At 62.5% G+C, this 21,759-nt stretch carries 19 protein-coding genes; 3 read left to right on the top strand and 16 right to left on the bottom strand.

Annotated features, from left to right (window positions below; all coding sequences use genetic code 11):
- Window positions 1-278: 278 nt before the first annotated feature.
- The 5 genes from NKJ35_RS10180 to NKJ35_RS10160 all read right to left on the bottom strand — a co-directional run bounded on the left by NKJ35_RS10180 (window position 279) and on the right by NKJ35_RS10160 (window position 6,690).
- The gene (locus NKJ35_RS10180; protein ID WP_502894339.1) at window positions 279-1,208 is read right to left on the bottom strand and encodes a cation diffusion facilitator family transporter; all 930 of its coding nucleotides are present in this window, start codon (window positions 1,206-1,208) and stop codon (window positions 279-281) included.
- 32 nt (window positions 1,209-1,240) lie between these two features.
- Entirely contained in the window at window positions 1,241-3,430 is a 2,190-nt protein-coding gene (locus NKJ35_RS10175) for an anthranilate synthase (RefSeq protein WP_352646654.1), read from the bottom strand.
- Window positions 3,431-3,657: 227 nt separating this feature from the next.
- Window positions 3,658-4,725 (bottom strand): M14 family metallopeptidase, encoded by a 1,068-nt coding sequence (locus tag NKJ35_RS10170; protein WP_352646652.1) that lies wholly within the window; start codon window positions 4,723-4,725, stop codon window positions 3,658-3,660.
- Between the two features lie 130 nt (window positions 4,726-4,855).
- On the bottom strand, window positions 4,856-6,232 hold the full coding sequence (locus NKJ35_RS10165; RefSeq protein WP_352646651.1) for an FAD-containing oxidoreductase: 1,377 nt from the start codon (window positions 6,230-6,232) through the stop codon (window positions 4,856-4,858).
- The gene (locus NKJ35_RS10160) at window positions 6,229-6,690 is read right to left on the bottom strand and encodes a DUF4126 domain-containing protein (RefSeq protein WP_352646649.1); all 462 of its coding nucleotides are present in this window, start codon (window positions 6,688-6,690) and stop codon (window positions 6,229-6,231) included. Before NKJ35_RS10160 ends, NKJ35_RS10165 begins: the two co-directional genes overlap by 4 nt.
- Window positions 6,691-6,837: 147 nt before the next feature.
- On the opposite strand from NKJ35_RS10160, the gene NKJ35_RS10155 reads away from it, so the two are divergent.
- On the top strand, window positions 6,838-7,395 hold the full coding sequence (locus NKJ35_RS10155; RefSeq protein WP_352646647.1) for a sugar O-acetyltransferase: 558 nt from the start codon (window positions 6,838-6,840) through the stop codon (window positions 7,393-7,395).
- A gap of 57 nt (window positions 7,396-7,452) precedes the next feature.
- Here NKJ35_RS10155 and NKJ35_RS10150 read toward each other — a convergent pair whose 3' ends face one another.
- The 3 genes from NKJ35_RS10150 to NKJ35_RS10140 all read right to left on the bottom strand — a co-directional run bounded on the left by NKJ35_RS10150 (window position 7,453) and on the right by NKJ35_RS10140 (window position 9,615).
- Window positions 7,453-7,962 carry an RES family NAD+ phosphorylase gene (locus tag NKJ35_RS10150; protein ID WP_352646644.1) on the bottom strand — a complete coding sequence of 170 codons (510 nt, stop codon included), beginning with the start codon at window positions 7,960-7,962 and terminating at the stop codon, window positions 7,453-7,455.
- Window positions 7,959-8,438 carry a type II RES/Xre toxin-antitoxin system antitoxin gene (gene parS, locus NKJ35_RS10145; RefSeq protein ID WP_302896769.1) on the bottom strand — a complete coding sequence of 160 codons (480 nt, stop codon included), beginning with the start codon at window positions 8,436-8,438 and terminating at the stop codon, window positions 7,959-7,961. The genes NKJ35_RS10150 and parS overlap by 4 nt, the downstream gene beginning before the upstream one ends.
- A gap of 187 nt (window positions 8,439-8,625) precedes the next feature.
- Window positions 8,626-9,615 carry a helix-turn-helix domain-containing protein gene (locus NKJ35_RS10140; protein WP_352646642.1) on the bottom strand — a complete coding sequence of 330 codons (990 nt, stop codon included), beginning with the start codon at window positions 9,613-9,615 and terminating at the stop codon, window positions 8,626-8,628.
- A 127-nt stretch (window positions 9,616-9,742) separates the two neighbouring features.
- Between NKJ35_RS10140 and NKJ35_RS10135 the strand changes: the two genes are divergently transcribed.
- Window positions 9,743-10,390: a cysteine hydrolase family protein gene (locus NKJ35_RS10135; protein WP_352646640.1), complete on the top strand. Its 648-nt coding sequence runs from the start codon at window positions 9,743-9,745 to the stop codon at window positions 10,388-10,390.
- Window positions 10,391-10,462: 72 nt separating this feature from the next.
- On the opposite strand, the gene NKJ35_RS10130 is transcribed toward NKJ35_RS10135, so the two are convergent.
- From NKJ35_RS10130 to NKJ35_RS10095, 8 genes are all read right to left on the bottom strand, one after another.
- Window positions 10,463-12,142, bottom strand: coding sequence for a formate--tetrahydrofolate ligase (locus NKJ35_RS10130; RefSeq protein ID WP_254819149.1), 1,680 nt, complete (start codon window positions 12,140-12,142; stop codon window positions 10,463-10,465).
- Window positions 12,143-12,449: 307 nt separating this feature from the next.
- Window positions 12,450-13,574 carry a DUF2333 family protein gene (locus tag NKJ35_RS10125; protein WP_352646637.1) on the bottom strand — a complete coding sequence of 375 codons (1,125 nt, stop codon included), beginning with the start codon at window positions 13,572-13,574 and terminating at the stop codon, window positions 12,450-12,452.
- A gap of 15 nt (window positions 13,575-13,589) precedes the next feature.
- Window positions 13,590-14,894 carry a DUF6638 family protein gene (locus NKJ35_RS10120; protein ID WP_352646635.1) on the bottom strand — a complete coding sequence of 435 codons (1,305 nt, stop codon included), beginning with the start codon at window positions 14,892-14,894 and terminating at the stop codon, window positions 13,590-13,592.
- A gap of 198 nt (window positions 14,895-15,092) precedes the next feature.
- The gene (locus tag NKJ35_RS10115; protein ID WP_352646632.1) at window positions 15,093-17,003 is read right to left on the bottom strand and encodes an AAA family ATPase; all 1,911 of its coding nucleotides are present in this window, start codon (window positions 17,001-17,003) and stop codon (window positions 15,093-15,095) included.
- A gap of 24 nt (window positions 17,004-17,027) precedes the next feature.
- Window positions 17,028-18,173: a hypothetical protein gene (locus NKJ35_RS10110; protein ID WP_352509802.1), complete on the bottom strand. Its 1,146-nt coding sequence runs from the start codon at window positions 18,171-18,173 to the stop codon at window positions 17,028-17,030.
- Window positions 18,174-18,208: 35 nt separating this feature from the next.
- Entirely contained in the window at window positions 18,209-19,297 is a 1,089-nt protein-coding gene (locus tag NKJ35_RS10105) for a hypothetical protein (RefSeq protein ID WP_352478015.1), read from the bottom strand.
- 122 nt (window positions 19,298-19,419) lie between these two features.
- Complete coding sequence (locus NKJ35_RS10100) at window positions 19,420-19,809, bottom strand: c-type cytochrome (RefSeq protein WP_352646630.1); 390 nt, start codon at window positions 19,807-19,809, stop codon at window positions 19,420-19,422.
- A gap of 126 nt (window positions 19,810-19,935) precedes the next feature.
- On the bottom strand, window positions 19,936-20,547 hold the full coding sequence (locus NKJ35_RS10095; RefSeq protein WP_352646628.1) for a thymidine kinase: 612 nt from the start codon (window positions 20,545-20,547) through the stop codon (window positions 19,936-19,938).
- Between the two features lie 237 nt (window positions 20,548-20,784).
- Between NKJ35_RS10095 and NKJ35_RS10090 the strand changes: the two genes are divergently transcribed.
- Entirely contained in the window at window positions 20,785-21,720 is a 936-nt protein-coding gene (locus NKJ35_RS10090; RefSeq protein ID WP_352646626.1) for a choline ABC transporter substrate-binding protein, read from the top strand.
- The last annotated feature ends 39 nt before the right edge of the window (window positions 21,721-21,759 follow it).

Below are 21,759 nucleotides of genomic sequence, written 5' to 3'. Positions count from 1 at the left end.
GACGACAAGGTCTACCGGCTGCAGCCTGTGCAGCAGGCTGCCTGCGGGCTTTGAGCACTTGAGAACCGCGATGCCGGCAGGACAGCGCCCCCCTCTGTCCTGCCGGACATCTCCCCCTCAAGGGGGGAGATCGGCAGCTTCGCCGACAGCGCTTGTCGTTGGAGATTGGCGAAGCCCGAAGCGACATCCAATCTCCCCACTAGAGGGGGAGATGTCCGGCAGGACAGAGGGGGGCGCGAAGGATCACGACTGAGCGATGTTTTCTCTGCGACGCCACCTCACGCGAACGGCACGGCCGTCGTGCCCTTGGGCAGTTTCGCTTCGTCGTCGGGTTCGACATGGATGATGACCCGCACGGAAGGGATTTCGGCCTTCAGCGCGTCTTCGATGCGGTCGCAAATGACGTGGCTGGCGCCGACCGACATGTCGGCGTCGACGACCAGATGGAACTCGATGAAGGTGGCGCGGCCGGCGATGCGCGTCTTCAGGTCGTGGACCTCGAGCGCGCCCTTGCAATTGGCCGAGATGATGTCGCGGATGCGGATATGTTCCTGGGTGTCGACGGCGCGGTCCATCAGCCCGTTCATCGACGAGCCGATGACGTGCCAGCCCTGCCACAGAATGTTGAGCGCCACGATCACCGCAAGAGCCGGATCGAGAACCTGCCAGCCGGTCAGCACGGCGCCGACCAGGCCGATGAACACACCGACCGAGGTCGCCACGTCGGTCATGATATGCCTGCCGTCGGCAACCAGCGCCGGTGATTTTTCACGTCGTCCGGTGCGGATAAGCGTCAAGGCCCAGACGGCGTTGATGACCGTTGCGACGCCGTTAATGGCAAGGCCGGTCCAAGGCTGTTCGAGCGGGGCGGGATGCTGCCAGGACCACCAGACCTCGTTGAGGATGAGCAGCGCCGCAAGCACGATCAGCACGCCTTCCAGGACGGCCGAGAAATACTCGGCCTTGTGGTGGCCGAACGGATGGTCCTGGTCGGCCGGCTTGTAGCTGACCTGGATCGCCCAATAGGCGGCCGCCGAGGCAATGACGTTGACGATCGATTCCAGCGCGTCCGAATAAAGCGCAACCGAACCGGTGACGTACCAGGCCACCAGCTTCAGGCCGAGCACGACGAAGGCGACGACGATCGACCAGAAGGCGAGGCTGGCGACCTTCTGCCTGGCGGCGGCTTTGTTATCCACCGCGGTCACTGGGGAAGAAATCCCAACACTGAGCCCTCAAATTAAGCAGCCTTTTCCTTGGCCTTGCGCGGCAGGTGCGCGACGATGTTCTCGATGATGCGCATGCCGGCATTGTGGCCGAGCGTCATGATCGACTCCGGGTGGAACTGCACCGCAGCGATAGGCTCCTTGCGGTGCTCGAAGGCCATGATGATGCCGTCTTCGGTCTCGGCGGTGACGACAAAACCATCGGGCAGCCGCACCGGATCGGCGAAGATCGAATGGTAGCGGCCGACGGTCACCTCCTTGGGCAGGCCGGAGAAGATGATGCCCGGCTTCGACACGCGGATGCGCGACGGCTTGCCGTGCATCGGGATGTGCAATTGGCGCAGCTCGCCGCCATAGGCCTCGGCCAGCGCCTGCAGCCCGAGGCAGACGCCGAAGATCGGCAGGTCGCGTGCACGGGCCCGCTTGATGGTAGCGGCGCAGTCGAAGTCCTTCGGTGTGCCGGGACCGGGCGACAGCACGACCAGGTTTGGCTTCAGCCGGTCGAAGATCTCGTCCGGCACCGGTGTGCGCACCGTCGAGACATTGGCGCCGGTCTGGCGGAAATAGTTGGCGAGCGTATGGACGAAACTGTCCTCGTGGTCGACCAGGAGGATGTTGACGCCGTCCCCGACACGCGCGGTGCTGCGTTCGGTGCTGGCGGCATTGCCTGATTTGGCGTCGCGGATGGCGGAGAGCATGGCGGATGCCTTCAGTTCGGTTTCGGCTTCTTCTTCCTCGGGAATGCTGTCGAAGAGCAGCGTGGCGCCGGCGCGCACTTCGGCGATGCCATCCTTGATGCGGATGGTGCGAAGCGTCAGGCCGGTGTTCATGTCGCCGTTGAAATTGACCATGCCGATCGCTCCGCCATACCAGGCGCGCGGGCTCTTCTCGTTCTGCTCGATGAAGCGCATTGCCCATAATTTCGGCGCGCCGGTGACGGTGACGGCCCAGGCATGCGACAGAAAGGCGTCGAAGGCGTCCATGCCTTCGCGCAGCCGCCCCTCGATGTGGTCGACGGTGTGGATCAGGCGGGAGTACATCTCGATCTGGCGGCGGCCGATGACGCGCACCGAGCCCGGCTCGCAGACCCTCGACTTGTCGTTGCGGTCGACGTCCGAGCACATGGTGAGTTCGGATTCGTCCTTCTTCGAGTTGAGCAGCTTCAGGATCTGCTCGCTGTCGGAGATGGCGTCGTCGCCGCGCTTGATAGTACCGGAGATCGGGCAGGTCTCGACGCGGCGGCCGTTGACGCGCACGAACATTTCCGGCGAGGCGCCGATCAGATATTCGCCCTCGCCGAGATTGATGAAGAAGGAATAGGGCGAAGGGTTGATGCTCTTCAGCTTGCGGGAAATCTCGGAGGGCTGGGTTTCGCAGCGTTCGTAGAACATCTGCCCCGGCACCACTTCGAACAGGTCGCCGCGCTCAAAGCTCTTCATCGCCTTGCGCACCAGCTTGGCATATTCGCCGGGCTCGTGGTCGCCGCGCGGCGGGATGCGGTCGGCGGTCCTGAACGGCTCGACGATTTCGTCGCGCGGCAGGCCTCCGGTCGAGAAGCCATCGCCGGAATAGTCGTAGCGGTCGGTCCAGGCCTTGGTCGAATAGTGGTCGACGACGAGGATCTCGTCGGGCAGGAACAGCACGAGATCGCGTTGGCTTGACTTGCGCTCGAGCTTGTAGTCGACCGGATCGAACTGGAAGGCGAGGTCGTAGCCGAAGGCGCCATAGAGGCCGAGATTGGCATCTTCCTCGGTCTTGAACAAGGCGGTGATGGCGCGCAGCACGGTGAAGACGGAGGGAACGCGGCTGCGTTCCTCCTCGGTGAAGACACGGCCGGGCTTGGCGACTTCGAGGCGGACGAGTTTGTTCGACGTCTCGGCGATCGTGACATCGTCAAGGCCGGCAAGCACCGTGCCGATTACCGGCAAAAGCACCTCGCCGCGGCGGTTCAGCGCCTCGATGCGCATGGCACGGCCGTGTGCCGAGATCACAACCGGCGGATCGATGATGGCGGTGTCCCAGCGCGTATAGCGGCCGGGATATTCGTAATTCGAGGAAAACACAGCGCCGCGGCGCGAATTCAGCCCGTCGACATAGCCATCGATCGCTCCCTCATACGGCCGGTCGTGGCGCTGGCGGGTGATCGCCACGCCACCCGCGGTGACGAAGCGCTCGGCTCCATTCTCCAGAATTTTCGTCGTCATTGCCGTCTCCATCAGCGTCTTTTGGGGCAACGGACCCGGGAATGGCTTGAAAAAACAAATGGCCGCCCGGACATTCCGCTGCGGCCACCCTCTATTGTCACGCGAACGCGTTCGAACAGGCCGCTGTCAGCGAGCCCACCACCAAATGGTCTTGATCGAACGCATATTCATGGCGATTCCCATAGCGGCGATTGGACGGCCGCGCAACTGGATTCAAATGAAGGCCCTCAGTCCTCCAGCGTTCCCGACCTTGCATCGGCGCTCGTCCTGTCGCCGACCAGCTTCAAGAGGTCTTCGCCGGCGCGGATGATGCGCCGGGAACGCCGCGTCAGGATGAGGCCCGCCTGCGGCGCCAACACTTCCGTACGGCCGTCGGGCTCGCCGGGCGCGTGGACGATGGTGGCAAGGCGCGCACCCTTGGTGACGCGGTCGCCCGGCTTCACGTCGTAGAGGATCGCGCCCGAGCGGGGCGCCGGCATCATCTCGATGTTTTCGAGCGGCGCGACAATACCGGTAAAACAACTTGGCCCGACGAAGCTGCCAGGCGCGGGCAGCGCCTGATCCTGGATGACGCCGCGCGCCACCAGCAGCCGGTAGAGCCCTTCGGCATCGGCGCCGGCGAGCGCGCCGTCAACATCGAGTACGCCGCGATATTCGACCGTGGTGGCGACGCGCCGGTCCAGGCGCGCCACGTCGGCTGGAGCGTTCTGATACGGCATGATCGAGGCGCCTTCGAAGGTGCCGTCGGCGTCTTCGTGCCACAGCATCACCGCATCCACGCCCATGGCCGCTGCACAATCCGCCATGGCCGGCCACAGGCTGGTGTGGACGTAAAGATAGGCGAGGCCCTCATCGTCGCAATGCAGGTCGAGCACGATGTCGTGGCCGATGGAGAGCTGCAGCAGCCGCGTTTTCAGCCGCTGGTCGACCGTGCCGTGCGTCGGCAGCAGGGCGACGTCGGGCGCGGCGAGCCGCGGAAAGCCGCGATTGAAATTGGTGCGCGTGCCCAGATGGAAGCGGCCCTGATGGTCACCGTAAAGATATTGCGCGCGGCCTATCGGATTGGCCCAGGGCACGATGGTGATGTTGCCGCTGACACGGCCTTCGGCTTCCGCCTTGCTGAGCATCGGTATCAGCGTGTCGATGGCGACGACGCCCGGCAATTCGCCGGCATGAAGCGCCGCCTGCAGATAGGCGGAAGGCGCCGTCTTGTCCGACCCGACGAAGCGGAAGACGGGGAATTCGTAGGAAACGCCTTCGCTGTCGCCGGCGATGCGTTCGATGGACTTCTGCATGCTGCCCTCCGTCAAGAGTTCGGAAGACATGCCCGTCGCCGGCGTGCTTGTCGATTGGTCCAGCCAGCGGCGCTATGGGCGCAATGAGCCTCCCTGCGGGATGCGCGTGGGGTCGCGCGATACGCCCGGTTCACACCAGCGGCTTCAATTCCTGGGCGATGGTCGGCAGAAGCTCCGAGACGTTCGGGTGGATGTGCACGGCGCGCGCCAGCGTGCTGACCGGCGCCTTGGCATACATCAGGTCGAGCACGCAGTGCACCGCCTCGTCGCCGCCCGGGCCGAGCACCGAACAGCCGAGGATCTCCCTGGTGTCGGCATCGACCAGGATCTTCATGAAGCCTTGCGTCTCACCTTTTTCGACGGCACGGCTGACGCGGGTCATTGGCCGCTGGCCGACCAGGGCGCGGCGGCCGGATTTCCTTACCGCTGTCTCGGTCATGCCGCAGCGGCCGAGTGGTGGGTCGATATAGAGCGCGTAGGCCTCGATGCGGTCGCTGACCTTGCGCGGATCGTTGTCGAGCAGGTTGGCGGCGACGATCTCGTAATCGTTGTACGAGGTGTGGGTGAAGGCGCCCTTGCCGTTGCAGTCGCCCATCGCCCAGATGCCGGGCACGCTGGTGCGCAACTGGTCGTCGACGACGATGAAGCCGCGTTTGTCGACCTCGACGCCGGCTTTGTCGAGGCCGAGATCGTCGGTGTTTGGCGTGCGGCCGAGCGCCAGCAGCACATGCGAGCCGACCGCAGCCGCCTTGCCTGGCGCGAAGGTCACGGCGATTTCGTTGCCTCGCCTGGCGAAGCGGATGTCGTCGGCGCCGAGATGGACGGCAATGGCTTCGTTTTCGAGGATCGACAAAATGGCGTCCGAGACGTCCTCGTCCTCGCGGCCGATCAGCCGCGGGCTCTTTTCGATGACCGTGACTTCCGAACCGAAGCGGCGGAACATCTGCGCGAATTCGAGCGAGACATAGCTGCCGCCGACAACGATGAGATGGCGCGGCAGCTCGTCGAGATCCATCATCGACGAGTTGGTCAGGTAAGAAATGCCGTCGATGCCGGGCAGGTCGGGCACCGAGGCGCGCCCGCCGGTGTTGAGGAATATCTTTTCGGCGCTCAGCAGATCGTCGCCGACGCGCACCGTGTTGGCGCTTACGAAGCGCGCATGGCCGCGATAGAGCGTGCATTTGTCCATGCCGGCAATCCAGTCTTCGAGATTGCCGCGGGCGTCGTTGGAGACCTTGTCCTTGCGCGCCTTGATCGCCTTGTAGTTTACACTGACGGGACCGGAGAGCGTCACGCCATAATCCGCGGCGGAGCGGGCGAGATGCGCGGCATAGGCGCTTGCCACCATCGTTTTGGTCGGCGTACAGCCGGTGTTGACGCAAGTGCCGCCGACCAGCTTTCGCTCGATCAGCGCCACGCTCATGCCGGCCGCATTCAGCCGGCCTGCGAGCGGCGGGCCGGCCTGCCCGGCACCGACGATGATGGCATCGAATGTCTTTGCCGTCATGCCGCCGCCGCCACGATCAGAAGCCCGCCGGCGATCGCCACCGCGTCCTCGATGAAGGCGGCGGGCGGGTCCTTGCCGAAGGCGGTGGCCAGGCGCTTGCGCGCATCGGCGCCGCCCAGCGTGCCGATCACCGCGCCGATGGCGCCGGCGATCAGGCCGCCGATGATGGCGCCGCCGGTGGCGCCGATCACCGCGCCGGTGAAAGCGCCCAGGACGATGCGCGTGCCGAATTGCTGCGGCACCTTGCGGCTCGGCGTCGATGGCAGCTGGTCGGTGACCAGCTCGGCGATGGCCAGGATGGTGAAGATACCGACGGCGATCCAGTGGCCCATGAAGCTCGCCCAGGTGCCGGCGACCGGCAACCAGCCAAGCCAGGCGCCCCAGGCGACCGCGGCGGGCGCAGTCATGGCGCGAAGCCCGGCAACGACGCCAATCAGGAGTGCAAGAATGTACAGCATGATCGATCCCCTCGATGGCCGGCTTGGGACAGGTCCGAGAGAGCAAGCTACCATAGGTCGGGTATTTGACCAGAGGTGGTGTCGCCGCCGGCGCTTCCGTATTTTCACCACTTGTGCTTTGGCAAAGTTGAAACTGGAGTTGCGGCCATGACGGCGAGCGAACGCACGAAAATGGCGGCGGGCGAGTGGTATTGCTGCCTCGATCCGGAACTGGAGGCGCTGCGCATTACGTCGCGCGACGCGGTGTTCGAGCACAACAGCCTGCCACCGCGGCAGCGCGGCGACATCGGGCCTGGATTGCGGGCGCTGCTCGGCGCTGCGGGCGAGGGCGCCCGGATCGAAGCGCAGTTCCACTGTGCCTATGGCTTCAACATCTTTCTCGGCGACCGCGTCTTCCTCAATGCCGGCTGCACCATCCTCGACACGGCGCCAGTGCGCATCGGCAAGGGAACGCTGCTCGGCCCCAATGTGCAGATCTATTGCGCCGAGCACCACAAGGAGGCTGCTGGGCGGCAGGCAGGGCTGGAGATCGCCAGGCCCGTCGAGATCGGCGACAATGCCTGGATCGGCGGCAGTGCCATCATCCTCGGCGGGGTCAGGATCGGTGACGGCGCCATCGTCGGCGCCGGTGCCGTGGTGACGCGCGACGTCGCGGCGAACACCACGGTGGTCGGCAGTCCGGCACGGATAATCAGCAACGGCTGAGCACCGTGCTTCCGTCGCCGGTCATGTCCTCGTTCTGATGGACATGGGGCGGCTGTGTTACTTGGCCGGAGGTGGATGCAACCGTGTGTCGAGCGCAAACGCCTCCTGCGTCTTCATGGCGTATGCCCCTCTGGCGAGGCTCGCGTCGAAGATCAGGTTCCAGCTATGCTGCGATACGGCGCTCGGAATTACAACGAACCGGTGCCGTTGCAGAAGATCGTCGCCAAACACCTGTTGTCCGGAGCTCGGAATGCCCGGGCGCAACCAGTTGGGGTTGGGCACGGCCGCGGGGTCGACGATATGCACATCCGCGACATCGCTGACGATCGCTGCCGTCATGACATGCGCTATCGTGTCGAGCGCCCTGAAGCCCTTATGGACCGCAACTTCGAGGATCGCAGTCGACGGATCGATCGAGCAGTAGACGGCGCGCACGCCCTTGCTGTTCCAGCGTCCGCCCACCCTGTATGCGCCCTCGCCACTATCCCATGCAGGCGCAAACGCGGCTTGATCGAGGCGCCATCCGATGAGGTCGGAGCCACCAAGCGCCGCCGGCAGCGGTGTCATGCATAAACGCCATATTCAAGCCGTTCCAGATAGTCTTCTACAAGCTCGATCCCCGCCGGTGTCGCCAGAAGGTCGATTGGACGACGCTGGTCGAGCCCAATCGCCGGGCGCTCCAGCCATTGCTCTGCCTCCACCTGCGAACCGAACACGTCGGTCGCTTTCGACAGGATCTCCGCGAACTTCCAGGTTCGTCCGCTCTGGTCCTGACTGAGAGGCTTGGAAGGAGCATCCTTGCGGCGCTGGTAGGTGCGCAGGCTCATGCCGACGGCCTTCTCCAGCGAATCAGTCTTCTGGATGAAGACGAGTTGCCCGATAAGATGGTCCAGCGCTGAAGCCGGCAGGCCGTGCAGAAGCAACTCGTGGGCATCCAAAGCGCTGCTGAGGCGCCTTGCCAGAATGCGGCTGCCGCCTAGCAATTTCGCCACCTTCTGAAGTTCATTGTTTTTTGCTGCTGGCGCAGCCTTTTCCAATGCCATCGCCACGGCGAGCCCTCTTCGCGTCATCTGTCGCTTTAATATATGACAGATGACGCAGAGCCTTTCAAGCACGACAGGATCGAGAGCAGGGCAATCGCTTCGAGAGAAAAGATAGCCTACTCGGGCCAGATGGCAGTCCAACGTTGGCACTGAAGCGATTGCCCTGGAATCGAGCGCGAGCCGAATTTCACCTCGGCATGTGCGCCACGCGCTCCTCCTGAGCACTCTTCGAGAATTCGCGCCGGTACTGCGCCGGCGAGGTTCTGAGCCGCGCCGCGAAATGCTGGCGCAGCGAGGTGGCGCTGCCGAAACCGGCCTCGAAGGCAACCGTGTCCATCGATTTTTCCGTTGCTTCCAGCAGCCGCTGCGCCAGCTGGACGCGCTGGTCGGTCAGCCAGTCACCGAAACTGGTGCCGATCGTTTTCTGGAAACGGCGCGTGAACGTCCGGCGGGTGAGGCCGGCGTGACCGGCAACGCTGTCCAGACTGTGCGGCTCACCCAGGGTTTTGCGCACCGCTTCGAGAGCCTGAGTGAAGCGGTCCGCATTGCCGGTCCTGGCGATGGGACGTTCGATGAATTGAGCCTGCCCGCCCTGCCTATGCGGAGAAAGCACGATCTGCCGGGCCAGGCGAAGTGCCGCCTCCGCGCCGTAACGAGCCCGTACGACGTGCAGGCAGCAGTCGAGCCCGGCGGCGACGCCGGCGGATGTGACGACGTCGCAATTGTCGATGTAGAGCACTTCCGGTTCGACGAGAATGTCGGGATAGAGTTCCTGCAGCTGATCCGCGTAGGCCCAGTGCGTCGCCGCTCGCCGCCCCGAAAGCAGTCCGGTCGCCGCAACAGCGAACGTTCCCAGGCACAGTCCGACGATCAGCGCGCCGCGCTCGTGCGCGCCAAGCAACGCGTCGATCAATGCGGCTGGAGGCGAGCTCCCGAGATCCTTCCAGCTTGGCACGATGACGATGTCGGCGTCATCGAGCGCGGAAAGCCCGTGCGGGACGCTGATGGTCAGCCCGGCATCGGTGCGGATCGGCCCGTTCTCAATCGCGCAGACCCGGAAGTCGAAGCGCGGCAGGCCGAGCGTCGTGCGATCCGCGCCGAACACGAGGCACGGCACGGAGAGATGAAACGGGCTGATGCCATCGAAGGCGATGGCGGCAACGGCAGGATCGGCCATGGGAGCTCCAGCAACGGGTGAGGCGATTGTCCCAATTCTTTCGAATAATGTCAATTGGGACACTTTTTGCGTTCCCGTGGCGAGCTTATCGTCCATCCATCACTGTCCAACGGGAAAGGAAAACCCCATGTCGCAACCAGCCACAGGTAAAGCTCCACGCCGCGCCCTCATCGTCATAGATGTTCAGAACGACTATGACGGCGGCAACCTCGCCATCCAGCATCCGCCCTCCCTTGAGAGCGTCGTCAATGTAGCGCGAGCGATGGATGCGGCCACCGAGGCAGGCGTCAAGGTGGTGGTCATCAAACAGTTGGCGCCGGAAACTTCACCGGTCTTCGCCAAGGGCAGCCATGGCGCCGAGTTGCACCCGGAAATCGCCAGGCGAAACCGTGACCACTATGTCGAAAAACACCTGCCAAGCGCCTTCACCGGCACCGACCTCGAGGAGTGGCTGCGCGCCAACTCTATCGATACGATCACGGTCATCGGTTACATGACGCATAATTGCGATCTGTCGACGGTCATCCACGCTGTGCATATGGGTTTTGAGGTGGAGTTCCTGTCGGACGCAACGGGATCGTTGCCCTACGCCAACAGCGCCGGCTACGCTTCGGGCGAGGAAATCCATCGCGTCGTGACGATCATCCTGCAGTCGCGCTTCGCGGCCGTTCTCAAAACCGCCGAGTGGATCGATTGTCTGGAGACCGGCGTGGTACCCCAGCACGACACACCCTATGCCTCCAACCAGCGCGCGCTGGCGCGAAGCGCGGCGTAGGAGACTATTGCGAACAGGCAGAAGGGCGCTGCAGTGTTGCGGCGCCCTTTGCCCTTCGAGCGTTGATTATCCCTAAAACAGGCCTTCGATCTGGCCCATTTCGTTCAGAAAAATCTTTTCCGAGGATGGCGCTTTGGGCAGACCGGGCATGGTCATGACCTCGCCGCAGATGATGACGACGAAGCCGGCGCCGGCAGACAGCCTGACCTCGCGCACCGGTACGGTGTGGCCGGTCGGCGCGCCGCGCAGATTCGGATCGGTCGAGAAGGAATATTGCGTCTTGGCCATGCAGACCGGCAGGTGGCCGTAGCCGGCGTGCTCCCAGGCGTGGAGCTGATCGCGCACCGACTTGTCGGCGATCGCTTCGGAACCGCGATAGATGCGCTGGACGATGGTGTTGATCTTCTCGAAGAGCGGCATGGCGTCGGGATAGAGCGGGGCAAATTGCGACGCGCCGGATTCGGCCAATGCCACGACCCTTTTGGCCAGTTCCTCGATGCCGGCCGATCCCTGGGCCCAGTGCTTGCACAGGATCGCCTCTTCGCCCATCGAGGCGACGTAGTCCTTCATCGCCTGGATCTCGGCCTCGGTGTCGGAGTAGAAATGGTTGATGGCGACCACAGCCGGCACACCGAACTGGCGGATGTTCTCGATGTGGCGGCCGAGATTCGCACATCCCTTCCTGACCGCCTCGACGTTCTCCTTGCCGAGGTCCTCCTTCTTGACGCCGCCATTCATCTTCATGGCGCGAACCGTGGCGACGATGACCGCCGCTGCCGGCCTCAGGCCGGCCTTGCGGCATTTGATGTCGAAGAACTTTTCGGCACCGAGATCGGCGCCAAAACCGGCTTCGGTGACGACGTAATCGGCTAGCTTCAGCGCCGTCGTGGTGGCAACGACGGAGTTGCAGCCATGCGCGATGTTGGCGAAGGGGCCGCCATGGACGAAAGCCGGGTTGTTCTCCAGCGTCTGCACGAGATTGGGCTGCATGGCGTCCTTCAGGAGTACGGCCATTGCACCGTCGGCCTTGAGGTCGCGGGCATAGACGGCCGACTTGTCGCGACGATAGGCGACGATGATGTCGCCGAGGCGCTTTTCCAGGTCCTTCAGGTCGGTCGACAGGCACAGGATGGCCATAACTTCCGAGGCGACTGTGATGTCGAAACCGGCCTCGCGCGGGAAACCGTTGGCGACGCCGCCGAGCGAACAGATGATCTCGCGCAGCGACCGGTCGTTCATGTCCATGACGCGGCGCCAGACGACACGGCGGGTGTCGATGCCGAGCTCGTTGCCCCAATAGATGTGGTTGTCGATCAGCGCCGACAGCAAGTTATGGGCAGTGGTGATGGCATGGAAATCGCCGGTGAAGTGGAGGTTCATGTCCTCCATCGGCACGACCTGCGCGTAGCCGCCGCCAGCGGCACCGCCCTTGACGCCGAAATTCGGTCCGAGCGAAGCCTCGCGGATGCAGACGATGGCCTTCTTGCCGAGGCGGTTGAGGCCATCGCCCAAGCCCACCGTCGTCGTCGTTTTGCCTTCGCCGGCCGGTGTCGGGTTGATGGCGGTGACGAGGATCAGCTTGCCATCCTTGTTGCCCTTCACCGACTTGATGAACTCGGCCGAGATCTTCGCCTTGTCGTGGCCGTAGGGCAGAAGATGCTCGCTCGGAATGCCGATCTTCTGGCCGATCTCCTGGATCTGCTTCTTCCTGGCGCCGCGCGCGATCTCGATGTCGGACTTCACTTCGGCCATGACGGCTTCCCTCTGGATTGGACGGATTTGACTAGTGTGGTCGCAAGAACAGCCCGGCATTGCAGGCGCGAGCATGTTCTACTCCTGTCGCTGCCGCGGCGTCAACTTTCATGCAACTATGTTTCCTGCCAAGAAAATACCTCTGCCGCCGGCCGCTCTGCTACAGGTTCTTTTTTGCGCCGGTTGCAGCGCCGTATAGAAGCCAGAGCAGGGGCGGTTCCGCCGTCTCAAAACAGCCGCCTAATACGCGAAAAGCGACAGAAGCAACGGCGCAAATTCACCAGCGCCGGCTGTGCGGAACGATCCGCTACTGCGTCAGCACGTTGCTGATCTCGACCATGTTCGAGCGCACCCTGAGTATGTAAAAGCCCATCGTCGTCAGATGTGTCGGCAACAGCCAGCCGTCCTCGCGGCCATTGGCGATGATGAAGGGCTGGATGCGCAGCGCCGAGACGAATTGCGCGTCCATCGTATCCCACAGGTTCTGCAGGTGCTTTTCTTTGATGACGTCCTCGAAGTCGGCCTGTGCGCCCTTCATCAGCCCGTAATAGGCATAGAGCTGGCCATAGGCGAACCAGAAGCGATCGTCGGCGCGCGTGTCGAACCAGCCATTATTGTGGTTTTCGGCACGCTCCTTGAGGATCGCCGAGGTCGAACCGATATCGGACGAGATGCGGTCGATATACTGCTTGAGATTGTCGGCGCGGGCATCGAACGTCGCCTGGCAGGCTGCGAGGCGGGCGTTGAAGGAGCGCAGCTTGCGCACCGCGTCGCGATAGTAGCTCGGCGTCGGCGTCTTGGGGCCGAACGGGTTCAGGCCGAAATACCAGGTTTCCTCATCGAACTGCAGATTGCCGCGGGCGTCCTGCAGGTCGGCGTCGATCTGCGAGGTGGTGCGGACGCGGCCGAGATTGTCGGCAAGCTCGGTCGCCGTGCGCCGCACCGCCTGGTTGATGCCGCGCTGGAACGACGCCTTGTTGTCCATGAACGGCGTGTGGTCCCAGTCGATGCCGAACAGGCCGAGCTTGTAAAGGATCATCGACGACACCCAGGCATTCTGGTTGACGTTGAAGTCGGTCAGGTCGGCCGCAACCTGGGCAATGGCTGAATTTCCGCAGGTCTTGGCCGTGTCGGTGCCGGTGCCGGCGGAAACCTGTTCACCGGCGGAGCTGTTGCGTTTTTCGAACGTGTATTTGTCGACGTAATTCGGGTCGAAATTGTTCCACCACTGGGTGGCGTAGAAGAAATTGACATAGAGGCCGATCAGCACGAGGACAGCCAGGCCGAGCACCGCCTTCAGGATCCAGCCGCGTTGCGTGTACCAGCGCCCCGCCCACAGGAACGGCCACAGGATCGCGCCGATGAGCAGGCCGATGCCGCGGCCAATCCACTGGAAAATCCGGGTGAAGAAATTCACGATCGGATCAAGCATGGCGATGTCACCCCCTCAGTCAGTCAAGCCGTAGAGGCGTGTGCGAAACGCCACCTTGTCCTTCAGATATGTGGTTTTCAGAACGTCCACAACATGCGATCGCCAGGCGTCGCTGAAGCCTTCATAGTCCCTGTAGAATCCCGGCTTGTTGAAGACGTAACGCGAAACGAAGTCCTGCGGCACGAAGTCCGAGATCAGCTGGTTGGTCAGCCAGGCGTCCGGATGGTCCGGCTTGGCGCGGATGACCAGGAAGCGCTGCTGCGGGAACACGTCCTCGATCTTGAGATGGCCGAGCTGGGCGATCTCGCGCTTGGCGGCGTTGAGGAAGGGAAAATTGCCGTCCCTGGTGATCAGATCGGTATGGCCGTGGATCCAGGTCTGCAGCCAGACCTTGTCGACGTCGGTCAGATTGCGGTCGGGATCGGCGTCGCGGATCAGCGCGCGCACCACCATTTCGGCGCGATGCTCGAGATAGCCGGAGGTTTCGATCCACGAGGCGCGCGGCAGCTCGATGCGGCCGGTCGAGGCGAGGAACTTGAATACCTTGTCGGCATCGTGGATCGAAAGGTAACTCACCTGCCACGGCCGCGAGCGGCGGAAACCGGGCGCTGCCGGGTCGCTGATCACCGTCGTCACGTCGGGATCGACGAACACATAGAGCCCACCGAAATGGCTGGTCCAATAGGCATTGTGACGGAAGATCACCTGGTCCGGCACCAGCGCATTCTCGCGGATGTCGCCGCAGATCTTCGCCAGCTCGACCATGTGGGCCAGCATAGCGTTGTCGCGCCAGGCATCCGGCTCCTGCTTCAGCCGGTCGACCAGCTTGCCGAGTTCGGCGGCCTTGCCGAGCACATCCTCGGCCGACAGCACCTTGAATTCGACCTGGTTGATCGACAGCAGGTCCTCGATGTCGTCGACCTTGGGGACCGAGTCCTCGATCTCGCCGTAGATGACGTCCTTGATCGTCAGCGCATCGATGGCGCGCTGGTTCTTCGACATGAATTCGTACATCAGCAGCGAGGTGTTGGAGAATGCCGTGTGCACCACCGGCAGGTCGATCTGCGACGGCGTCAGGATGATAAAGCGACGGTTGACCTCGTTCGGATCGAGGTAGCTGTAGTCGCCGCATTCCTCGGCGACCTGCGGCGAGAAGCCAGTGCGATCGATCTCGAAGCTTTTCAACTTGGTCGGCTTCAAGCCGAACGCGATCATCGCCTTGTTGTAGCGCTGGATCAGGTGCGGCTCGTCGATCGTCAGCAGCCGGCCGTAGATCAGCTCGTTGTCGCGCAACAGATCGGGCTTCTTGGCGGGGCTCATGCTTTCTTCTTCCCGTTCACGGGGAGAAGGTGTCCGAACGGCGGATGAGGAGCGCGAACGCTCCTTCTTCCCTTGTGGGAGAAGGTGGCCGAGCGAAGCTCGGTCGGATGAGGGGTGTTCCAGCTTGACGAATACCCCTCATCCGTCGCCTTCGGCGACACCTTCTCCCACAAGGGGAGAAGGGGGCGTCGGCGCATCTCACGCATTCCATAGCCCCTTCTTCTTCATCTCCTCGATCTCGCGGACGGCACGTTCCCGCAGCCGAGTATCGCGGATCATCTTGCTCACCGCGGCGTCGTCGGACTTGTCGGAATAACGGAATTCGGAATCCGCATAGCGATTGATCTCCTGCATGACCATGTCCATCGAGAATGGCCCGCGCAGTTCCTCGATCATGGCTTTCTTGTCGTCGTAACTCTTGTGCATGAAGGCTTCCGGCTTTTCGAACCACTCGTCGGGCAATTCGATGTCCATGGCGCGCATCTTGATCGCGTCGGTGACGTTCTTGATGGCGCGGCCGGTAAAGCGCGGTTCGGCATCCTTGATCATGTGCAGATAAGTCCCGATGTCGGCCATCGTCTTCGGTGCGCCGTTCTCCTTCATATAGCGCTCGTAGACCTTCATCAGCCCGTCTTCGTGCGGCTTTTCATGCTCCTCATAGGCTTCCATCACCGCGCGCTGGATCTCTTGCGCCGCATAGAGCTTGTGATCGCCGAGCGGGATCTTGTGGTTCTTGCCGGCGAGCAGAACGAAAATGTCGATGTAGTCGTCGCGGCTCTGCGGGCCATCGACCAGCCAGCGCGCGCCGGCGCGCTGGCGCAATGCGTCGTCGACGTTCTCGGGATAGTTGGAAAACATGCCGAACGAGCAATTGCCGCGCACCACGGTGCCGGCACCCCCGAACGCGTCCATAAGCACACCGGTGATTTCCTGCTGGCCGGCAGAGGCACGGTCGTCTGAGCGGCGTGCGGCGACCTGGTCGATATCGTCGATTGTGCCGAAGCCGATGACGCGCGGGTTCAGCACATTGTTGATGAACTGGCGGCAGTTCTGGCCCGACTTGCCCTGGTAGGACGAGATCTGGTCGACGCCGAAATTCTCGTAAGCAAAGGGATAGCCGGCGACCTGGCAGTAGCCGTTGACGAGACCGGCGATCATCTGGATCAGCGTCGTCTTGCCGGTGCCGGGCGCGCCGTCCCCGATGAAGGTGAACAGGAAGCCGCCGAGCTCGACAAACGGGTTCAACTCGCGCTCGAAGTCGTAGGCCATCAGCATCTTGGCGAGCTTGACCGACTGGTATTTGGCGATGTGGTTGCCGACGACCTCCTCCGGCTTCTTGAAGGTCATGACCAACGGTTTTGCCCGCTTGCCCGGCGCGACGTCGAAACCATCGAGCGTGAAATCGTCGACGTCGATGCGGATATGCGCGTTCTCGAACGGGCCGATGCCGTCGAAGCGGCCTTTTCGCGCCAAAAGCCCATCGATGGCAATGCGGGCAAAGGCGCGCGCCCGGGTCATCAGGTCGGCGTCGTCCTTCGCGCCGGATATCGCCCTGTCGAGGCCGGCCACGATCGATTTCACCGCGTCCTGGGGCGTGTCGAACAGAAAGTCCGGCTCGGGCGTGTCGTTCGGCGCCTCGCCGTCGCTATCGATCAGCTGGAACAGATAGGAGGCGAAGCTGAAGGCGGAAATATAGGCCGAAGCCGACAGCAGCTTTTTGAATGTGGCGGCCTCGTCGCCTTCGAGCGGCGCGCGGGCGTTTTTCGCCTGCAGGCTTTCGAGGTCAGAGCCTTCGGCGAAGACATCGGATATTGCCAACGCAATGGCCAGCCCACGCCGGGCGCGAAACAGCAGCATGTGCTGCGGGATGGTCAGCAGCTGGTCGTCGGGATGGACGGCAGCGACGGTTTTGGCGAGCTCGACCTCGCGCGTGCGGCGAACCGAGCCCACCGAAACGGTCGAGACGAAGCGGCGGTTGGTGCCGGCAAGCGCGGTACCGGATTCGCGCGATGGGTCCTCCAGCACGACGATGCGGGTGATGAAACTTTGCGCAGTGGCGCGGTGCTTTTCGATTGCCGCTTCCGGGATGGTGGTCAGACCGGTGTCCATGGAGGATACTCCGCGATTTGATGGTCAGACGTCGCTGATGACCTGCCCTTTGGACAGGATATGGACCTTGTAGCCCGAAAAGATCTTCTGCGCCTCGCCGGCGGCGTAAAGCGACTGATAGGCCTCATGCGGAATCAGCGCGTGGTTCTCGTAGCTCGACACGCCCTGGCGTGCGGCCTCGAGATCGTCGGTGTTGATGAAGAATTCCTGCGTCGTCTTCTCGCTCGAAAACAGCCCCTTGCGGCCGGGCTTCTCGGCCTTGGAAAAGACCTCCTGGATAGTCCAGGTCAGCAGCCAGGCGTTTTCCGGCTTGCGCACTTTGGCCAGCACTTCGTTCACCGTCGAATTGTTGTCGGTAATGCCGGCAGAATAGAACGGGCCGAGCACGACGCGGCGCAGCTGCTTGGGATGCAGCGTCTCGAAATCCTTGTCGAGGTTGACCGCGATCGTCGCCGGCGACAGCGTGTAGGCGGAATTCTTCTCGGTGAAATCGTCGAAACGGTGGGCGAGTTCGGGATTGAGCAAGCCGTCGACCGGCAGCGGAATGTCGACCCTCTCATTAAGCTTGCCGCTGCTATCGACCAGCTGCCGGATCATGTCGTCGGAGGAATCCTCGACCGTCGCCATGTAGACCAGCGGCAGGTTGGCGCTGCCGTCGAAGCAGGCCCAGTGGACCAGATAATAGGGCCGCAGCGTCTTCGGGTTGACCGAAACCTTGGCCGTCTGGGCGAGCGTGAACGGGCCGAAGGTGGTCCCGCTCTTGACGTCTTCGAGGTAAAGCCGCTCGGCCATCGACTTCTGCAACGCTTCGGGAAATTCCTTGTGGCGCAGAATGAAGTCGGCCATTTCCTCGCGCAGCTCGCTGGCCGAAGGGATGACGGCGAGACGGCTGTCGGCCTGGAGGCGGTCGTTTTCCAGTTCGAGCAGGTTCTGGAAAACCGGAAAACCGCTTTCGGCGCGCGAGATGCGGAACGTCTCGGTGAAACCCAGCCGGTTGCGCCAGCACGAGAACGACTTTTCGAGCCGCGCAATATATTCGGCGACGACCTTGGCGACGATGCCGTGCCGATAGAGCGGCGAGCGATCGTCGCGCATGAACACTTCGAGGCCGCCAAGTGCAGCCGCGATCGCCGAGAAATAGCGCGCCGCGGCTTCGTTTTCGGGGGTCATGCTGCCAGCCCTTGGGAGCAGTGCACGTGCAGCAATTACGACTGCACGTAATTTGCCGAATTGTGCTTCTTCATCACATCGTCGAAGCGGCGGGCGAAGGCGTCGTCGGCGAGCTTCTTGCGGCGCTGGATGTCGGCGGTGGCGACCATGTTCTTCTCGTGCATTTCAAGCAGATCGCCGATGTGCTTTTGCGAGGCGGCACCAATGCCGGCCATGGTCTCCTCGGCGGTGTTGTCGACCTGGCTGCCCAGCGTGTTGATCTTATGGGCGACATCCTGCTGGGCGGCGGTCTTCAGCGAATCTTCCAGGGCCTTGTACAGCACGATGCGCTGCTCGGTATCGATGGTCAGCTTGTTGATCAGCGTCGATTGCGCCGCGATCTGATTGTTGAGCGAATCGACGAAGGTCTGGAACATCGAGGTGTAGCGCTCCAGCGTCTGGCTCTCGGCCAGCAATTCCTGCTCCTTGGCCTGCTTTTCGTTGTATTCCGTGGCCAGTTTCGAGCGTTCGCCTTCAAGCTGCGTGCGCTCCTTCTGGCTGGTCGAGGCGGCGATCTTGTTCTCGATGTCGAGCAGCATCGGGTTGAGTTCCTCGATGCGCTTCTGCACGGTCTCGAGATTGGACATGGTTGTCTTGCGGCGCTCGATCACCTGCGACAGGCTGGCCTCGGAGGTCTTGTAGCGCGTGTCGAGAACCTGCTTCTGCGCCTTGAGGATGCCGACGATGGTGTCGGATTTCGCCAACAGCTCCTGCAAATTGCCGGCCAGCGACATGTTGCGGACGCGGTCGGTGCGCATGCGCTGTTTGCGCTGGCTGGAGAAGACGCCGACGAAATTCTCCCAGCCGGTGTAGTTCTTCATGCTCTCGAATTCGGCGCCGAAGACGTTGGTGGCGTCCTCCAGGCCGATGATCAGGTCGGCGATATTGCCTTCCATCACCTTCTGCTGCTTCAGCACGTCCTCGATGCGGGCATTCTCGATGTCGAAATTGGCGTCGCCGATCTTCTTGTCGGCGGTGGCGAGCGTGTCGAGCACGCTACCGGACTGCTCGATCTTGGTGCGCATGTCCTCTACGACCTGCTTGGTCTTGGCAATCTCGGCATCGAAATTCTGCAATGTCGCCATTGGGGCCTCCCGCTTCGGCATCGGTTTTCGTGTCGCGAACCGCCGTGACTATATGTGCCGGGTTTGGCGAATGAAAGACGGAAGACGGGCGACACCAGGAAACGAGGCAACTGGGGTCACGCTCAGGGCTTGGGATCAGCCTTGAGGTAGGCGATGACATTGGCGATGTCCTCGTCGCTGGTCAGGCCGGAGAAGGCCATTTTATTGCCGGGGACCTTCTGCCGCGGCGCGCGCAGGTATTCGGCAAGGCTTATTTCGTCCCAGACCAGGCCGGCGGCGCCGCCGTCCTTCATCCCCTGCGAGTAGCGGCTGAGATAACTGTCCGCGGTGCCGGCGGTGCGTCCGACGACACCCAGCAGATGCGGGCCGACCTTGTCGCGTTCGCTCGTTGCCTCGTGACAGGCCATGCATCTGTTGAAGACCTTCTTGCCGAGAGCGGCATCGCCGTCGGCATGCGCGGCAAGAGCTCCGACGATGAGGAAAGCAGTTGCAGACGAAATGGCTCGAAGCATGGGAACTCCCCGACGGCTCTGGCTGAGAGGTTTTGAAAATAGGAAGCAAGCCTTAACAAGCGCCGCACGATGACGCGATCGCGGAACGAATGTCGGCTGGGCGGACGGATGGACGCAACGCGCTGGTCAGGTTTTGATGAAGCCGATGAAATCGTCGGGCATGGCGCGGCCCATTTCCTCTTCCCAATGGCGGCGGCAGAGTGAGACATAGACGTCCTTGCCGATCGCCACCTGTTCACCCTGTTTCGCCACCTTGCCGTCGGCCCCTAGGCGTACCACCATCGTCGCCTTGCGGCCGCAACGGCAGATGGTGCGCACCTCGCGCAGCTCGTCTGATATCGCCAGCAGGGCGCGCGAGCCGGAAAACAGCTTGCCCTGGAAATCGGTGCGCAGGCCATAGCACATGACCGGAATGTTCAGCCGGTCGGCGATGCGGGCGAGTTGCCAGACCTGATCCTCTTCGAGGAACTGCGCCTCGTCGACAAAGACGCAATGCACCGTGGCGTGGTCATGATGCTCGGCGACCCGGGCAAACAGATCGTCGCCGTCGCGGAACAACTCGGCCTCCGTCTCCAAGCCGATACGCGACGAGATCAGCCCGGTATCGCCCTTGCGGTAGTGGCCGGCGATGAACAGCATCGTCGTCATGCCACGCTCGCGGTAATTGTACGAGGCCTGCAACAGCATCGTCGTCTTGCCGGCATTCATCGTCGCATAATGGAAGTACAGCTTGGCCATGCCGTCCTTTTAAGCCGAGTTGCAACAAAGCGGGGAGGGGGAGCGCCTACATTCCACCGGGAAAAGACGACTTCCATCCGTAAAGCGGCGGGCGTGTCGCCGATCGGCCAGCCTGCGCCGTTGTTCGTGATTGCCTTAGTGCTTGAAACCGCAGCAGAATGGTGTTTGGCTGACGGAACAAAGGTGGAAATAAAACCGCCACTTCGCTTCACCGAGAACTGAAATGGGAGAATTTCTATGTCGCGCATGAGTTCATTCGTCGCCGGTCTCGGCCTGGCGGCTTTTCTATCCACGACTGGGGCCTTCGCCGGTGATGCGGAAAGCTGCAAGACGGTGCGGCTGTCCGATGTCGGCTGGACCGACATCCAGGCGACTACCGGCGTCGCCTCGGTGCTGCTCACGGCGCTCGGTTACGAGCCGCAGGTGATCCAGCTTTCGGTGCCGGTGACCTATGCGTCGCTGAAGAACAAAGACCTCGACGTGTTCCTCGGAAACTGGATGCCGTCGATGACCAACGACATCAAGGACTATACCGCCGAAGGCTCGGTCGAGACCGTCAGCGAAAATCTCAGCGGTGCCGGCTATGGCATCGTCGTTCCGACCTATGTCGCCGATGCCGGTGTCAAGACGCTAACCGATCTCGGCAAGTTCAAGGACAAGTTCGACGGCAAGATCTATGGTATTGAGGCCGGCAATGACGGCAACCGCATTATCCTCGATATGATCAAGGATCCGAAGACCAATCTCGAAGGCTTCGAACTGGTCGAGTCTTCCGAGGCCGGCATGCTCACCCAGGCCGAGCAGTCGATGAAGAACAATGAATGGATCGCCTTCCTCGGCTGGACGCCGCATCCGGTGATGGGCGCCATGAAGATCACCTATCTCGAGGGGATGGGCGACAGCGGCTTCGGCGCCGCCACCGTGCATACCAATGTGCGCAAGGGCTACATGAGCGAATGCCCGAACGCCGGCAAGTTCATCGCCAATCTGAAGTTCAACCTGGACATGGAAGGCGAGATGATGGACGCGATCCTGAAGGGCGCCGACGCCAATACCGCCGCGACCGACTGGCTGAAGAAACACCCTGACGCGATCACCCCCTGGATCGCCGGCGTCACCACCTTCGACGGCGGCGATGCGGCGGCTGGGGTGAAAACGGCGCTCGGAAGCTGACCCGACCATCTGGCATGACGAGACAAGGGGCAGCCACGG

Source organism: Mesorhizobium sp. M0136 (assembly GCF_040322515.1).
Classification (GTDB): domain Bacteria; phylum Pseudomonadota; class Alphaproteobacteria; order Rhizobiales; family Rhizobiaceae; genus Mesorhizobium.
The sequence above is the reverse complement of the archived record's forward strand: the minus strand, read 5'-3'. Positions and strand labels throughout refer to the sequence as shown.

Bases quoted from the DNA above. Each gene is read 5' to 3' on its own strand.
- NKJ35_RS10165 (WP_352646651.1), bottom strand. From the start codon at position 6,232: ATGACGGCAAAGACATTCGATGCCATCATCGTCGGTGCCGGGCAGGCC.
- NKJ35_RS10105 (WP_352478015.1), bottom strand. From the start codon at position 19,297: ATGGCGACATTGCAGAATTTCGATGCCGAGATTGCCAAGACCAAGCAG.
- NKJ35_RS10095 (WP_352646628.1), bottom strand. From the start codon at position 20,547: ATGGCCAAGCTGTACTTCCATTATGCGACGATGAATGCCGGCAAGACG.
- NKJ35_RS10110 (WP_352509802.1), bottom strand. From the start codon at position 18,173: ATGACCCCCGAAAACGAAGCCGCGGCGCGCTATTTCTCGGCGATCGCG.
- NKJ35_RS10160 (WP_352646649.1), bottom strand. From the start codon at position 6,690: ATGCTGTACATTCTTGCACTCCTGATTGGCGTCGTTGCCGGGCTTCGC.
- NKJ35_RS10120 (WP_352646635.1), bottom strand. From the start codon at position 14,894: ATGAGCCCCGCCAAGAAGCCCGATCTGTTGCGCGACAACGAGCTGATC.
- parS (WP_302896769.1), bottom strand. From the start codon at position 8,438: ATGGCATTGGAAAAGGCTGCGCCAGCAGCAAAAAACAATGAACTTCAG.
- NKJ35_RS10100 (WP_352646630.1), bottom strand. From the start codon at position 19,809: ATGCTTCGAGCCATTTCGTCTGCAACTGCTTTCCTCATCGTCGGAGCT.
- NKJ35_RS10155 (WP_352646647.1), top strand. From the start codon at position 6,838: ATGACGGCGAGCGAACGCACGAAAATGGCGGCGGGCGAGTGGTATTGC.
- NKJ35_RS10150 (WP_352646644.1), bottom strand. From the start codon at position 7,962: ATGACACCGCTGCCGGCGGCGCTTGGTGGCTCCGACCTCATCGGATGG.
- NKJ35_RS10170 (WP_352646652.1), bottom strand. From the start codon at position 4,725: ATGCAGAAGTCCATCGAACGCATCGCCGGCGACAGCGAAGGCGTTTCC.
- NKJ35_RS10140 (WP_352646642.1), bottom strand. From the start codon at position 9,615: ATGGCCGATCCTGCCGTTGCCGCCATCGCCTTCGATGGCATCAGCCCG.
- NKJ35_RS10115 (WP_352646632.1), bottom strand. From the start codon at position 17,003: ATGGACACCGGTCTGACCACCATCCCGGAAGCGGCAATCGAAAAGCAC.
- NKJ35_RS10090 (WP_352646626.1), top strand. From the start codon at position 20,785: ATGTCGCGCATGAGTTCATTCGTCGCCGGTCTCGGCCTGGCGGCTTTT.
- NKJ35_RS10130 (WP_254819149.1), bottom strand. From the start codon at position 12,142: ATGGCCGAAGTGAAGTCCGACATCGAGATCGCGCGCGGCGCCAGGAAG.
- NKJ35_RS10135 (WP_352646640.1), top strand. From the start codon at position 9,743: ATGTCGCAACCAGCCACAGGTAAAGCTCCACGCCGCGCCCTCATCGTC.
- NKJ35_RS10125 (WP_352646637.1), bottom strand. From the start codon at position 13,574: ATGCTTGATCCGATCGTGAATTTCTTCACCCGGATTTTCCAGTGGATT.
- NKJ35_RS10175 (WP_352646654.1), bottom strand. From the start codon at position 3,430: ATGACGACGAAAATTCTGGAGAATGGAGCCGAGCGCTTCGTCACCGCG.